Source organism: Ensifer sp. (genome assembly GCF_035999135.1).
Classification (GTDB): Bacteria; Pseudomonadota; Alphaproteobacteria; order Rhizobiales; family Rhizobiaceae; genus Ensifer.
In genome coordinates, this window is the sequence record NZ_DASYGZ010000140.1 from 1 (window position 1) to 13,562 (window position 13,562).

General features: G+C 62.6%; 10 protein-coding genes. 2 read left to right on the forward strand and 8 right to left on the reverse strand.

Annotated elements, in window-relative coordinates:
• On the forward strand, positions 1-648 hold a 648-nt coding region (locus tag VGO12_RS16825; RefSeq protein ID WP_327513889.1), incomplete at its 5' end, for an amino acid ABC transporter ATP-binding protein.
• Between the two features lie 102 nt (positions 649-750).
• Here the strand turns inward: VGO12_RS16825 and VGO12_RS16830 are convergent.
• From VGO12_RS16830 to VGO12_RS16850, 5 genes are read right to left on the reverse strand one after another with little or no spacing between them, the layout of a single operon-like run.
• A complete protein-coding gene (locus VGO12_RS16830; protein ID WP_327513890.1) occupies positions 751-2,268 on the reverse strand; it encodes a caspase family protein in 1,518 nt (505 codons plus the stop codon).
• A complete protein-coding gene (locus tag VGO12_RS16835; protein WP_327513891.1) occupies positions 2,265-3,818 on the reverse strand; it encodes a caspase family protein in 1,554 nt (517 codons plus the stop codon). Before VGO12_RS16835 ends, VGO12_RS16830 begins: the two co-directional genes overlap by 4 nt.
• Positions 3,815-4,714 (reverse strand): OmpA family protein, encoded by a 900-nt coding sequence (locus VGO12_RS16840; RefSeq protein ID WP_327513892.1) that lies wholly within the window; start codon positions 4,712-4,714, stop codon positions 3,815-3,817. The genes VGO12_RS16835 and VGO12_RS16840 overlap by 4 nt, the downstream gene beginning before the upstream one ends.
• A 2-nt stretch (positions 4,715-4,716) precedes the next feature.
• Positions 4,717-7,944 (reverse strand): c-type cytochrome, encoded by a 3,228-nt coding sequence (locus VGO12_RS16845; protein WP_327513893.1) that lies wholly within the window; start codon positions 7,942-7,944, stop codon positions 4,717-4,719.
• A 46-nt stretch (positions 7,945-7,990) separates the two neighbouring features.
• Complete coding sequence (locus tag VGO12_RS16850; RefSeq protein ID WP_327513894.1) at positions 7,991-9,244, reverse strand: ferredoxin reductase family protein; 1,254 nt, start codon at positions 9,242-9,244, stop codon at positions 7,991-7,993.
• Between the two features lie 364 nt (positions 9,245-9,608).
• Here VGO12_RS16850 and VGO12_RS16855 point away from each other — a divergent pair, with 364 nt between their 5' ends.
• A complete protein-coding gene (locus VGO12_RS16855; RefSeq protein ID WP_327513895.1) occupies positions 9,609-10,226 on the forward strand; it encodes a GntR family transcriptional regulator in 618 nt (205 codons plus the stop codon).
• Between the two features lie 92 nt (positions 10,227-10,318).
• On the opposite strand, the gene VGO12_RS16860 is transcribed toward VGO12_RS16855, so the two are convergent.
• From VGO12_RS16860 to VGO12_RS16870, 3 genes are all read right to left on the reverse strand, one after another.
• Complete coding sequence (locus tag VGO12_RS16860) at positions 10,319-11,839, reverse strand: acetyl-CoA hydrolase/transferase family protein (RefSeq protein ID WP_327513896.1); 1,521 nt, start codon at positions 11,837-11,839, stop codon at positions 10,319-10,321.
• Between the two features lie 257 nt (positions 11,840-12,096).
• A complete protein-coding gene (locus tag VGO12_RS16865) occupies positions 12,097-12,909 on the reverse strand; it encodes a ferredoxin--NADP reductase (protein ID WP_327513897.1) in 813 nt (270 codons plus the stop codon).
• Between the two features lie 146 nt (positions 12,910-13,055).
• Positions 13,056-13,556, reverse strand: a complete 501-nt coding sequence (locus VGO12_RS16870) for a DUF934 domain-containing protein (RefSeq protein WP_327513898.1) — start codon at positions 13,554-13,556, stop codon at positions 13,056-13,058.
• Positions 13,557-13,562: the final 6 nt, after the last annotated feature.

A 13,562-nucleotide genomic window follows, 5' to 3' on the forward strand; every position in this document is an offset into this window, starting at 1 on the left:
GGCGAGCGCATCGTCATTGCCGGCCCGTCGGGCTCCGGCAAGTCGACGATGATCCGCTGCATCAACCGCCTTGAAGAGCACCAGAAGGGCAAGATCGTCGTCGACGGCATCGAGCTCACCAACGACCTCAAGAAGATCGACGAAGTGCGCCGCGAAGTCGGCATGGTCTTCCAGCACTTCAACCTCTTCCCGCACCTGACGATTCTCGAAAACTGCACGCTTGCGCCGATCTGGGTTCGCAAGATGCCGAAGAAGCAGGCCGAAGAAATCGCGATGCACTTCCTGAAGCGCGTCAAGATCCCCGAGCAAGCCAACAAGTATCCGGGCCAGCTCTCGGGCGGACAGCAGCAGCGCGTGGCGATTGCCCGCTCGCTGTGCATGAAGCCGAAGATCTTGCTGTTCGATGAGCCGACCTCGGCGCTCGATCCGGAAATGGTCAAGGAAGTGCTCGACACCATGGTCTCGCTTGCCGAAGAAGGCATGACCATGCTGTGCGTGACCCATGAGATGGGCTTCGCCCGCCAGGTCGCCAACCGCGTGATCTTCATGGACCAGGGCCAGATCGTCGAGCAGAATTCGCCGGCCGAATTCTTCGACAATCCGCAGCACGAGCGCACCAAGCTCTTCCTCAGCCAGATCCTTCACTAGGATCGATGCCTCCTTTGCGCGTCCGACAAGACGCGCCATAGAACGAAAATCCCGCCCAACCCGGCGGGCTTTTTCCGTTCCAAGACGGTTGCCTGCGTGCTGTCACTCCACCCGATAACGCAGGGTACCGACCGACCAGCGGATGCCCCGCCTGTCGAGATCTTCGGTCCAGGTCTTCTGGAGCCGTGCCACGACTTCGCTCAGCGTGCGGCGCGCATCGAGCTCGATCTTCAGGCCACGCGTTCTCGGCGCGACCTCGCTCAAGTCGACGGCGTCGTTGACGACGAGCCCAACGAAAGCACTTTCGCCTTCGCCTGACGCTTCGAAATCGAAGCCATAATATTCGTCCGGCAAGGTCATCGGCACGCCCGGCGCAAGCGGCGTAATCTTGCGCGCGAATTCGTTCGGGAAGATCTGCGTCGTCTTTCCCTGGCTGTTGATGTCGAAGAGCAGCAGATTGCCGCCGGCTCGACTGACGACGGTCAGCTTGAAGACATCACCGGCCTTCATCGGCACCGGCCTGTCGATGGAAATGTCGAGGTCGCCGCTTTCCTGTTTGCCGATGATGTCGCTGACCGCATTGACGGTATTGGCATCCTCATAGGCGGGCTGAGCCGTGTTCTGGCCATCCGATTTTTGATAGGTCGCCCCGCCGCTACTGCTGTCGGGCGCAACGACACTTTCGCCGAGCGCCTCGGCCTTCGTCTCCAGCTGCGGATCAAGATTGCTGCATTGTTCCTGCGTCGCGCAATACGCGCTCGATTGCCCCTTCACGAATTCCAGGAGTTCTGCGTTACTCGTCAGACCGTTGCCGTTGGCATCCGCCGCGTTGCTCGTCTGGCCGGCGATGAACGCCTCCGTGAACACGCCGTGCCGATCCGGCGGCGGGCGTCGAACGTCATCCCAGGCCACCTGGTAGGGCGCCGCCGCGCTCCAGGCGGTCACGCCCGCGTCGACCAGTTGCGGCCTGTCGACCACGGCAAGGTCAATCCTGAGGCCACGCGTCAGCGCCTGCTCCACGGGCTTGGCGCCCGGGCGCGGCAGGAAGCGAGCGCCCTCGATGCCGGCAGCGGTATCGCCGGAGAGCGAGCGCGAGATCGTGCCGGAATGGCAGGCGTCGATCACCATCGTCACGGTCCGGCCATCGAGCCTCTCCAGGATCTGATCGATCTCGTCGTCAAGGATCGCCCCCTGCCAGTCCGTCGCGCCTTGCACGATATCGAACGGCGCCAGCGCTTCGTCCAACCCGTCGCCCTCGTCGCCATCCGCATCCTTCACTTGCAGGCCGTGGCCGGTGAAATAGAGGTAGACCCGGTCCCCGGGCTCCGTCGCTTCGACGAGCCAGGTGTCGATCGACGAGAGAATGTTGGCTCGCGTCGCCTGCTCGTCCTGCAACACGCGTATCGCCGACGCATCGAAGCCGAGCTTTTCGCGCAGCAAGGTCTCCATGGCCAGAAGATCGTTTCGCGGACCGCCCAACGCGAATTCCGGCGCGAGGTTCTGATATTTGCCGATGCCTATGAGCAACGCATGATCGGCACTGCGTGCCGGATCGGGCAGCAGGGACGCCAAGAACAGTACGGCGAGTCCCGAAAGGCACCGGTTCCGGAGTGAGCTCATTGGCCTGCGTCCCTGGTATAAAGCGGCTGGACCGCAATCGTGCTGTCACTGTTTTCCAGCCTGGTTTCAAGCAGGCGCAGCAGGGATGCCGCATCGAGGTCGGCGTTGGAAAAGGCCGCCGCAATGGCATCGATCGGCGCGTCGGTGGAGATTACCACGAGATGATCGGCACCGAACGGTTTCACCACTTCAAGATCCTTCAGCTTGAAGGCATGGCTGGCGCTGCCGGCGATCTGGACGTCGAGGAGTTGCACCTCGCCGGTGTTCGCCAGATTGAAGACCAGCATATTGGCAAAGCGCCCCTGGTCGGCCTCGAATGTCAGCCTGTCACCGGCAAGGTAGATATCCTTGAGAGGCTTCAGCGAGACGGTGCCAGGACTCTGCGCCGCCATCGCCTTCAGGAAGTCGACCAGGATAAACTTGTCGACCACACGCTGCACCATGCCGGCTGCGATATGCTCTGCCGCAACATCGCCGTTCGGCGTGTAGAAGACGCCCGTTGCCGCGTCCCAGCGATAGGGCACGCCATCGCCGCCGATATTGGCAAGCGTCGGCGCCGGACCGGCAATGTTGAGCGCCAGCTTCCCTGTCCAGCCCATGTCGCGCGGCGATTTCAGCCGGGCTGTGGCATCACTCGCCTTAGCGGTTCCGCCGGCTCCGACGCCGCGCGACAACGCCAGCACGATCTCCTTGTCCGACCGCGGCAGCTGCGGCGTGAAGTTCGGCACCTGCAGCGCTTCCGACTGCAGCTTGACGTTCGCAAAGACATAGTCCTCAAGCTCAACGCGCGAAATCCGCCCATCGCCGTCGCGATCGGCAGCCCCCTCGAGCGCGCGGGCGAAACTCCAGCTCAGCGCCCCGCGCGGCTCGCCGCCGATGACCACTTCCGGGGTCGGCTGGCTTTCGAGCGACGCGGCGAGAATGGTCACCTCGGACAGCTCGGCGTCCCTCACCTTGGCGCCGCCCAACGCCTCCTTCGACGGAGGCGGAAGCGTCGCGTGAACCTGTGGCGCAAGCCGCGTCTTTCCGGAGATTGAGCGGTTCATGCCGCCGGAAAAGCAACTGTCGGAGACAAACAGCACCCGAACACCCTTGGCCTCCGCTTCCGCGAACCAGGCGCTGAGCTCGTTGTCGACGATGATCTCGCTTGCCGTTTGCTCGGCGCGCGCCCGATCGAAACCCGGAAGCTCCAGGAATTCGTCCAGCCCGTCCTCCTCACTGCCGGCGACGAGCTCAGGCATCTGCGCCCCGTGACCGGCATAGGTAAAGACGATCGTGTCGCCACGCACCGCTCGCGCCACAAGCTCGATCCAGGCGGAGCGGATCGCATCCTTGGTCGCCTGCTCGTTGATGAACTGGCGGATCGGGCCGACGTCGACGTCCCTCAACGCCTGTGCGACGTCAAGCGCGTCCCGGACGGCACCGTCGAGGCTCACCTCGTGCGGATAGGTGTCGACGCCTACGACCAGCGCCGAGGTCGCAGCCATCGCCGGGACCGCGGGCAAGGCAAGCAGGGGAATGGCAAACAGGATCGCGCGCAGCACCGTCACTTCCCCACATCCACATCCACCCGCCTGTCGAGCTGGTGCAGCATGGCCTCGTCATAGGCGCTTGGATCATCCGGCTGGAACGGCTCCTCCTCGCCTTTGCCGATGACAGTCCAGGTGCCGGGATAACCGGCATCGACGAGATAGTGCGCCAGCGCCTCGGCCCGCGCGATCGACAAGGTCATGTTGGCCTCGGGCGTGCCAACCGGATCCGTGTGGCCGATCAGGGTGATTGCCGGCGGTTTCGCCGACTTCAGGCACTCGAACAGGTCCTTTGCCGATTCGAGACCCTCTGATGTAAACTCCGCGGTACCGAAGACGTAGCGCACCGGCGTCGCCTTCTTGCGGATCGAGACCCCGCGATAGGAGAACTTGCAGGCACCGCGCGACGCAAGCTTGACGGGTTTGGTGGCGGCAAGCCGCATCTCGGATGCCAGCCGGTCCAATCGCTCGATGTAGGTCCTGTCCGGCGCCATCCAGTCCGGCGTGAGCTCCAGGTTGGCGCTATCTTCCAGCGCCTGCTGATAGTAGGTTGCCGCCGCCCCGTAGTCCTTGCGCTCCCGACTGATGTCGCCGAGCGCATCGAGAACCTGCCAGGGACCGCCCGCGTCCCGGCTCGCGGCGGTCAGCTCGGTTTCGAAGGTGGCAAGCACGGCGCCCTGCCCCACCGCCGCCGCCACCCGATTGAAGGTCGCGAGCGCGGCAACGCGCCGCGTGAGGGCTATCTCTTCCGTCGTGCAACCCTTCATGTTGACGGGATCGGCCGCCACTTTTGTTCCGGCTTCGTCAGCCCGGTTCAGCGCCTCGGACGCCAGGCGAAGTCCATCGCAGGCGAAAGCCGGTGCCGTGAAGGCAAGAATGGCCGCCGAAGCAAAGAGAAGATCTCGTATCTGAAACATAGTCAGTTCCTGATCTCGAAAGTCACCATCTGCACGCTGCTGGCGCCGCCATCCGCCTGCGCCTTCTTGGCAAGGTTCACAGCCAGTCCGCGGGTCGGCGGCAGACGAGACTTTGCCACATAGTCGCGCGCCTTCTCCACGGTGAGCCGCTGATCACCGAGGCCGCCGGCGCGACAGAAGGCCAGCATCGTCTCGGCGGCCGCCGGTGTGTCGAAATTGAGCGTGCCGGTGCCGGGCTGCGGGATGAGCCGCTTTTCACCTGGTTGCAGCGTCGTGTTGCCGATCATCACATCCGGGATGACCTCGACATTGCCGTTTTCCTCGACATAGAGGATCTGCAGTTCGCAGGCCTGGTTGGCGCTCAGCTCGAACGACAGCTCGTCGCCGACCTTCGCCGTCGTCGACGTCACGTTCAGCGTCAGCTCCAGCTTGCTCGCGGATCCTGCATCCTCCTTGCGATAGTCCGGAACGGCGGCGGCGATCGATTGCGGCTTAGCATCCGTCGGCGGCTCGGCGCCGGCGACGACGATCGCGGCCGTATCGAGCGGACGACGTTGAACGAGCGGCTCCAGCAGCAAGGCGTATTGCTGCTCCACCTCGTTGCGCGGGATGGTTCCGCCGGCTTCCAGCGTCGTCACCCAATCAAGCCCCAGTCGCAAGACGTCCGTGTCCGTCACCCGCCTAATCGCATCGGAAAACTGCTTCGGAGTCATGTCGAACTCGGCGGCCAGGCCGTCGAAGTCGAGTTCGTCCTCATACTTGTCGGCTGAATAGGTGATGATCTCCGCGTCGCCGGGCGCATGCTTGCTCTGCAGGCCGCCGTCGGGCGTCGGCTCGGTGACGCCGAGCGTTTGCAACGCGTTGACGAAGCGGTCGCGGTCCTTGCGATAGGTCTCGTCCAGTTCTTCCTGCTTGACGTACATGGCGAGCAGCACGTCCTGCTGGTCCTTGCTGAAGAGTGTCGATGTCTCGATCTGCTCGCGCAACTGGTCGCGCTTCGACAGAATGCCGTCGGCATGGCAATCGACGCAGGAACGGGCGTTGATGATCTCCACCCCTTTGCCGATCGGGCGCTTGCGGAACGACACGATCGTGGTCGGACCGACATCGAGCTGTTTGCCCGCCGACGTCGAGAGGTAATAGCCCTGCAGACCGTTCGGCAGCGAGAAGATCATCTCGCCGCCATCGTGCTCGAAGGGCACCAGGCCGGCATCAAGCGGCGCCAACTCCCTCGGCCCATGCGGAAAGCGCTTCAGCACCTGTTTGCCGACGTCGCCGCCGAAATCATAGGACTTCCAGTAATAGCCGCCGAACGGCATGTCGTGCCGCTCCAGCATGCGGTTGTGATCGGAAACGCCCGACGAGCCGTCGGCAAAGCCGGCGCGCAGCACGTTGCGGCGACGAATGTTGTCAGCCACGTCGATCTTGAAGCGCTTTTCGAGCCCACTGATCTCGGTCGGCAGCCGCATCAGTCGGTTGTAGATTTCCGGCCTTGCCCCGTTGCTCATGAACCAGTCGACCCGCATGATCGGCAGTTGCGTCGCCGTTTCTTTGGACAGAGCCGAAAGCGACGCATCGCTTTCCGGGTCGACACCATAGAAGTAGCGCTTGATCAGGAAGTCGTAGTCCGCCGCGTCCCACTGCAGATCGCGCAGATCGACGCGTACGAGCAGCCCGTTGGTGCCATCGACTTCCGTCGGCAGGGCCAGCTTCGGAGCGTAGGACAGCGAATTCAGCAACTTCTTGAAGCCGCCCGCCAGCACGTCCATGCGCTTCATGAAGGTCTGGTCGTCCTCGCAGCCCATCATGCCGTTATACTGGTCGCGATAGGAGAAGTAGCGCATGTAGGGGCGGTCGAGTGCATTGACCGTGGCGACGTCCTTGAGCGCTGCCTCGACGAACTGATCGTAGGTCAGGATCGGCCGCGCCCGGTCCGGCTTTGCCGCGGCCGTTTGCGGCAGGCTCTTTTCGTTCAGCGCATTGATCCAGTCTTCCAGAACCTTGATTTCATCTGCCGACGGCCGCTTGCCGAGAGGCATGCGGCCGCTGACGACGGTCGAAAAGAGGCGCGACTTGCCCGCATCCCCCGGCACCACGAAATTGGCATCGGCGGCGATCGACGTCAGGTCGCCCGCAGGATAACTCCCTTGCGAACTTTCCCCCGGGCCATGGCAGTTGCGGCAGTATTTGCCGATGAAGGCGTCTGCCTGCTGCGCCAGCGCCGCATTGTCACCGCCGAGCGCTTCGACGCCGGTGTTCTCCTTGCAGACGGCCGTGACCGATTGGGCAACCGGCGCGGGCGCTTTCACTTCCCGATCAGCCAGAAAGGCATAGATCGCGCGGCGATCATCCTCGGACAGAGCGCTCATCCCCTTGGCGAGCCGTCGCATGACAGGATCGCTGATCGGCGCTCCGGAGAGCTTCTTGCCATCTTCGATAAGACCTTTGGTAAAGACCTCGGGCGAAGCAAGCCCGGCCATCTTCTCCTTGCTGATGTCAGGGGCGACCGCGCCTGTCAGGTCCTTTTCGCCCTGGTAGGCCCGCTCCAGGTCGAGGCCATACGTGGTGGTACGCGGGGTATGGCAATCGCCGCAGCCGCCGACATTCTCGACCAGGTACCGACCGCGCTCGGCTTGCGTCTCCTCCCGCGGCTGGTAGGCCGGCACGGTGAAGTGACTGCGCTTCCAGAGCGTGATCGTCGTCTGCCGGCTGAAGGGGAAGGCAATCTCGTGCTCCTTCGAGGCGGCATCCGCCGGCGGCAGCGTTTCGATATAGGCTTTGATGTCGAGCGCATCCTCGGGCTTCATCCCGCCGTAGGACGTGTAGGGCATGACCGGGTAGAGATTGTTGCCGTCGCGATCGAGACCGACCAGTACGGCATTCAGGAACTGGGCATTGCTCCAGCCGCCAATACCGTTGGCGTGCGGCGAAATGTTCGGCGCATAAAACGTGCCGATCGCCGTGTTCATCTCCATGCCGCCGGACAGCAGTTCAGTGTCGTCGCCGGATCCATGGCAGGCGCCGCACCCTGCGGCGCTGAACATGTACTTGCCGTTTTCGACATTCGCCTTGTAGGTCGCAAAGGCGTCGTCGGCAAAAGCATCGCGCGCCGATGCAGTCACGGGACAGAGCAGGACGGAAAACGCGACAGCCAACGACGATGCCAGCAGTCCCCGAACCGATCCGGCCCCAGGCGAGGCGCTTTCTCGCACCTTGTGCAAACGACGCATGAAAATCTCTCCCTAAGACAAAAGAATCCCTGCTCAAATCTTTGTTCTATCGAAACTGAAACCGCTCGAACTCGACCCTTCGTGGCCCCTTGCCAATGTCTTTCAGGCCCTTGACGATCGCCTCGCGCAACGGTGCAGGACCACAAAACCAGAGATCGGCCTCCGCCGGGTCGATCACGCTACCTGTCGCAAGCTTCGCTGCGTCCAGCCGTCCGTCCGTCGAACTGTCGTGCAGTACGAAGCTGAAATTGCCAAGTTTCTGCGCCTGCGCCTCAAAGGTTTCGAGACCGATCGCCTCGCGGCGGTCGCGCACGCAATAGACCATGTGAATGTCCTGGCCTTCGTCGCCCTTGAGGTGGCGCGCCATCGCCAAAAACGGTGTGACGCCGATGCCGCCGGCCAACCAGATCTGCTTCTTGCCGCCACGCCGATGATTGAAGCGGCCATAACCGCCTTCGAGCTTCAGCCGGTCGCCGACCGCGATGTTGTCCCTGAGCGCCTGCGTGTAGTCGCCGAGCGGCTTGATCGCAAAGCGCACCACCCCCTCGGCCTCGATGCCGGCGATCGTAAACGGATGCGGCTCGCGCAGGCCCGGCTTCAGTACCCGCAGAAAACCGAACTGACCCGGCCTGGCGCGAAGCGGCCGTCCGATGGGCCGCGCGGCGATCACCGTCGCACCGTCGTGCCGGATCACCTCGAAGACCTCGTAGCCGCGCGTCCGCAGCCACGGCAGCAGCTGGGTGTAGGCGTAGCTAAGAATGCCAAGTGCGGCGAAGACATTGAGATAGACGGCCAGAAGCGCGGTCCCGTCATAGGGGCGCTTGATGAACATCTGGTGGAAGGCGACCATCACGAACAGCAGTCCGATGAAGCGGTGCGCATAGCGCCAGAGGTGATAGGGGATCTCGATCTTCGTCCTCGGGACGATCTTGACGATGCTGAGGACGAGCAGAACGACGAAAGCGTAGAACGCGTACTCTCCTGCCGACGCCGCCAGCTGGTTCAATCCGCTCGTCAGCGACAGGCCCTTGAAATCCGGTTTCAGGAAATAATGAACGAGGATCAGGACCAGCACGGTGATACCGATCTTGCGGTGAAAATGATAAACGCGATCAAGCCCGCCGAACAGCGTCTCGATCAAGGGCGGACGGGCAGCCATGAACTGAGCGATCGCCATGCCGACGAAGGCGGCCGACGATGCCATCAGCGAGAACGTCGTCAATGCATTCGTGTGGCTGACCGCCGGTATGGCCAACAGCCCTGCAAACGCCATCAACGACCAGACCAGAAACGCGCCCACGTGCACCTTGCGCCCCTCAACGCCGATGTCAGACGGTTGTTGCCTCCCGCGTGTTTCCCGGTCTCGGCCGACCTGAGAACACGCAACATTTTAATGTCCTGCGGGCGTTGTGCGCCCTTGGGCCCACAGCCCTGCAGAGAAGACTGACAAGCGCCTTTGCGTTCGTCAACACCAATCCCATTAGAAACGTCTGATGAGCTTCCTTTATTCATGCCTTTGAAATTCGTGTTTTTTGAGCGAATGCTCATTTAAGCACATACCATCGAAGTTCGTTTTGCAGGGGATGTCCACGGCCGCGGCGGCTCGCTTGCCTAACGGCCCAAAATTGTGCAAGCTGCTGATATATCAGAAACGAAGGATCGGCATGTCCGCACATTCCCAGGCGCACCTCGCCTACCTCGCTCTCGAGCGCCTGATCGTGACGCTGAAGCTGGCGCCCGGCGCCCTGGTGACCGAGCGACAGCTGATCGAACTTGCCGGGCTCGGCCGCACGCCGGTGCGCGAAGCGATCCAGAAGCTGGCCTGGCAGGGGCTTATGGACGTCCGTCCGCGAGTCGGCCTGCAAATTACCACGATCCATCCCGACGACCAGATGAACGTGATGCAGACGAGGCAGAAACTGGAACCGCTTGCCGCGGCACTTGTCGCCAGCCATGCGAGTGCGCAGGCGCGGGGCGAAATGAGGGCCTGTGCCGATCAGATGACCGCCTGCGCCAGCGCGGACGACATGCAGGGCTTTCTGGTCGCCGACAAGGTGTTCGACGAGCTGATGGAAGAGGCTTGCCCGAACCGCTTCTTGACGGCGGCGCTCGCGCCGCTACAAACGCATGCGCGCCGTATCTGGTTTGCGTCGGCCTCGACCGAGAAGATGAACGGCTCGGTCCGTCGCCACGTCACCGTGATCGACGCAATCGAAAAAGCCGACGCCCCGGCCGCGTCGGCGGCGATGGCGGAATTGATGCACTACCTCTCGGACGCCTGAGGACGCCCTGGTCACACGAGAAATCCCACGTAAGTCTTTGCCGTGACAAGCAAGTCCGCCTCACCTGCCCTCTTTCAGGCGACTGGCGGAGCTCATGTCGCCGGCAGCATGCTGCCGGTCTTCAGCCGGCGCACATGCCATTCGAAAGCTTCTTCCAGGATATGCGGTGTCTGGCCGCCACGGGTCGCGACGGCACGAGCGAAGTAGTCGGAGAGCAACGCGCGATAGGCCGGGTGACAGCAATTTTCGATGATGACGGGTGCCCGCTCCCGCGGCGCCAGGCCACGCAAATCGGCAAGACCGTGCTCGGTCACCAGGATGTCGACGTCGTGTTCGGTATGATCGACGTGCGAAACCATCGGCACCACTGACGAAATGGCGCCCCCCTTGGCGACCGACTTGGCGACGAAGATCGACAGGAAGGCGTTGCGGGCGAAATCGCCGGAGCCGCCGATGCCGTTCATCATGTCGGTGCCTCCGACATGGGTGGAATTGACGTTGCCGTAGATATCGAACTCCAGCGCCGTATTGATACCGATGACGCCGAGGCGACGGATGATCTCCGGATGATTGCTGACTTCCTGCGGGCGCAGGACCAGCTTGTCCTTGTAGGCACCGATGTTGCGGAACACCCGGTCGGCCCAGGCGCTGGAGAGGGTCATCGACGATGCCGAGGCGAAACTCAGCTTGCCGGCCTCGAAGAGTTCAAACGTGCTGTCCTGCAGCACCTCGCTGTACATGCGCAGATCGCGGAACGGACTATCTACAAGACCACTCAGCACCGAATTGGCGATCACGCCGATGCCCGCCTGCAGCGGATTGAGCGTCATGTCGAGACGGCCCTTGCGCACCTCCTCCTCGAGGAAGCCGATCAGATGGCCCGCGATGGCGATCGTCTCGGCATCCGGTGGCGAGATGCGCGCGGCGCTATCGTCTTTCTCCGTCACGACGATCGCGACGATCTTGTCGGGATCAACCGGGATGCAGGGCGAGCCGGCGCGGCTGTCGCAGGCAACGACCGGTATCGGCGTGCGGCTCGGTCGCTTGGCCGGAATGAAGATGTCGTGCAGGCCCTCGAGTTCGGGGCTGTGGCTGAGATTGAGCTCGACGATGACCTGCTTTGCGAGGATCGCAAAACTCGCGGAGTTGCCGACCGATGTCGAGGGCACGATGCCGCCGTCCTCGGTGATCGCCACGGCTTCGACTACCGCATAATCAATCGGGCTGATCTGCCCGGTGCGCAGCTGCTCGACCGTTTCGGAAAGGTGCTGGTCGATGAACATCACCTCGCCGCGATTGATGGCCGATCTCAGAACCGGATCGGACTGGAACGGCAGGCGCCGGGCAAGAACGCCGGCTTCCGTCAGCGTCTTGTCGATGTCGTGGCCGAGCGAGGCGCCGGTCATCAGCGTGATGCGGAATTTCTCGCTTGCCGCCCGTTCGGCGATCGCAAGCGGCACCGCCTTGGCGTCGCCCGCCTTGGTAAAGCCGCTCATGCCGATGGTCATGCCATCCTTGATCAGCGCTGCCGCCGCCTCCGGAGTGACGATGCGATCGCGCAGTGGTTTGCAACGGATTCTCGCTTCGACATTTGCTTGGATCGTATCGCTCATCGGGCACTCCCTGGAGAGCCCGCGGGGCTCATATCGGGACGGCGCGGGCTGGTTCGTCGTGCGCCTGTTTTCGCATGGCTGCGCACGCACGTTATGAAGATTTGCAGGGGCACGATAGTCGCTGCGCATCTCGGGCGGTACGCAGAATGGTCAGGGCCGGCCTGCCAAAGACGCATGGCTCGGGCCTATCTTACCGCAAAAGACAAAGGGCGCACCCAAGGCGCGCCCTTCAATCGTCAAGACTGCCTAAATAACGATCAGCCGACGAAGGCCCGCTCGATGACGAACTCGGCCGGCTTGTTGTTGGCGCCTTCGGTGAGGCCTGCGGCTTCCAGGATTTCCTTGGTGTCCTTCAGCATCGCCGTCGAGCCGCAGATCATGCCGCGATCGATCACTGGATCGAGCGGCGGCAGGCCGAGATCGGAGAAGAACTTGCCATTGACCATCAGGTCGGTGACGCGCCCCTTGAACGGATAGTCCTCGCGGGTGACCGTCGCATAGTGGCGCAGCTTGTCGCCGACGATCTCGTTGAGGAACTCGTGATTGCGGATCTCGTCAACGAGGTCGAAGCCGTATTTCAACTCGGCGATGTCGCGGCAGGTATGGGTGAGGATCACTTCCTCGAACTTCTCATAGGTCTCGGGATCGCGGATCAGGCTTGCGAAGGGCGCGATGCCGGTGCCGGTCGAGAACATATAGAGACGGCGACCGGGAACGAGCGCGTCCAGCACCAGCGTACCCGTGGGCTTCTTGCGCATCAGCACCTTGTCGCCCGGCTTGATGCCCTGGAGATGCGAGGTCAACGGGCCATCCGGCACCTTGATCGAGAAGAACTCGAGCTCTTCGTCCCACGCGGGGCTGGCGATCGAATAGGCGCGATAGACCGGCTTGTCGCCGACCATCAGGCCGATCATCGCGAATTCGCCCGAGCGGAAGCGGAACTCTGCAGGGCGGGTCATGCGGAAGCGGAAGAGCCGATCGGTATAGTGCTCGACGCTCGTCACGGTCTCGACGAAAACGCCTGCGGGTGCCTGGATCGCGAAATCTTCCGTTTTTGCCGGAGCATTCATCTTAGCTACAAGTCCTGTAAATGATGACCCTGTCTATCAACAATGACCGGATATTCCAAGCCGGGCACGTTGGGAAGGAAATCCCTTCCAAATATAGTCGCTTTCGGGAATTCCGGCGTGCTTCACACTGTCGCGGCCCGATCTTTTTAGGAAACCCGCCGCCAGCTGTAGGATTTGGCATCGGTCGCCGCCTTTGCGGTCGGCTGGTAGTGAACGGCGATGCCTGGCAGCCGACCTTCGGTGAGGCGCTTCAGCGCCGTCGCATTGCTGACGGCAAAGCTGTCGACACCACAGCGCAGCATCAACGGGATCTGGTCGATCAGCACATCGCCGACCGCCCGCACCTCGCCTTCAAAGCCAAGGCGCGCGCGCAGCAGCGACGCGTGGCTGAAGGCGCGACCGTCGTTAAAAGCCGGGAACGCCACCGCAACCAGCGCAAGCCGATCGAGGTAGGGTGCAAGCTTTGTGACGTCGTCAGCCGGAGCGATGACGACGCCCAAGCCGGCTTCGTCGCTTTCCCCGACCTTGGCGAGGAACGCATCAAGCCCAAGAATGGCCTTTTCATTCGAGCCGGCCTTCGTTTCCTCGGTCTCGATGATCCAGGGATCATCGCCCACGAAGCCGGTTTCCTTCCAGATTTTCGTCATCTTGGT

Excerpts from the sequence above, each read along its gene's own strand:
- VGO12_RS16845 (WP_327513893.1), bottom strand. The coding sequence starts at position 7,944 with ATGCGTCGTTTGCACAAGGTGCGAGAAAGCGCCTCGCCTGGGGCCGGA.
- VGO12_RS16860 (WP_327513896.1), bottom strand. The coding sequence starts at position 11,839 with ATGAGCGATACGATCCAAGCAAATGTCGAAGCGAGAATCCGTTGCAAA.
- VGO12_RS16830 (WP_327513890.1), bottom strand. The coding sequence starts at position 2,268 with ATGAGCTCACTCCGGAACCGGTGCCTTTCGGGACTCGCCGTACTGTTC.
- VGO12_RS16855 (WP_327513895.1), top strand. The coding sequence starts at position 9,609 with ATGTCCGCACATTCCCAGGCGCACCTCGCCTACCTCGCTCTCGAGCGC.
- VGO12_RS16840 (WP_327513892.1), bottom strand. The coding sequence starts at position 4,714 with ATGTTTCAGATACGAGATCTTCTCTTTGCTTCGGCGGCCATTCTTGCC.
- VGO12_RS16865 (WP_327513897.1), bottom strand. The coding sequence starts at position 12,909 with ATGAATGCTCCGGCAAAAACGGAAGATTTCGCGATCCAGGCACCCGCA.
- VGO12_RS16870 (WP_327513898.1), bottom strand. The coding sequence starts at position 13,556 with ATGACGAAAATCTGGAAGGAAACCGGCTTCGTGGGCGATGATCCCTGG.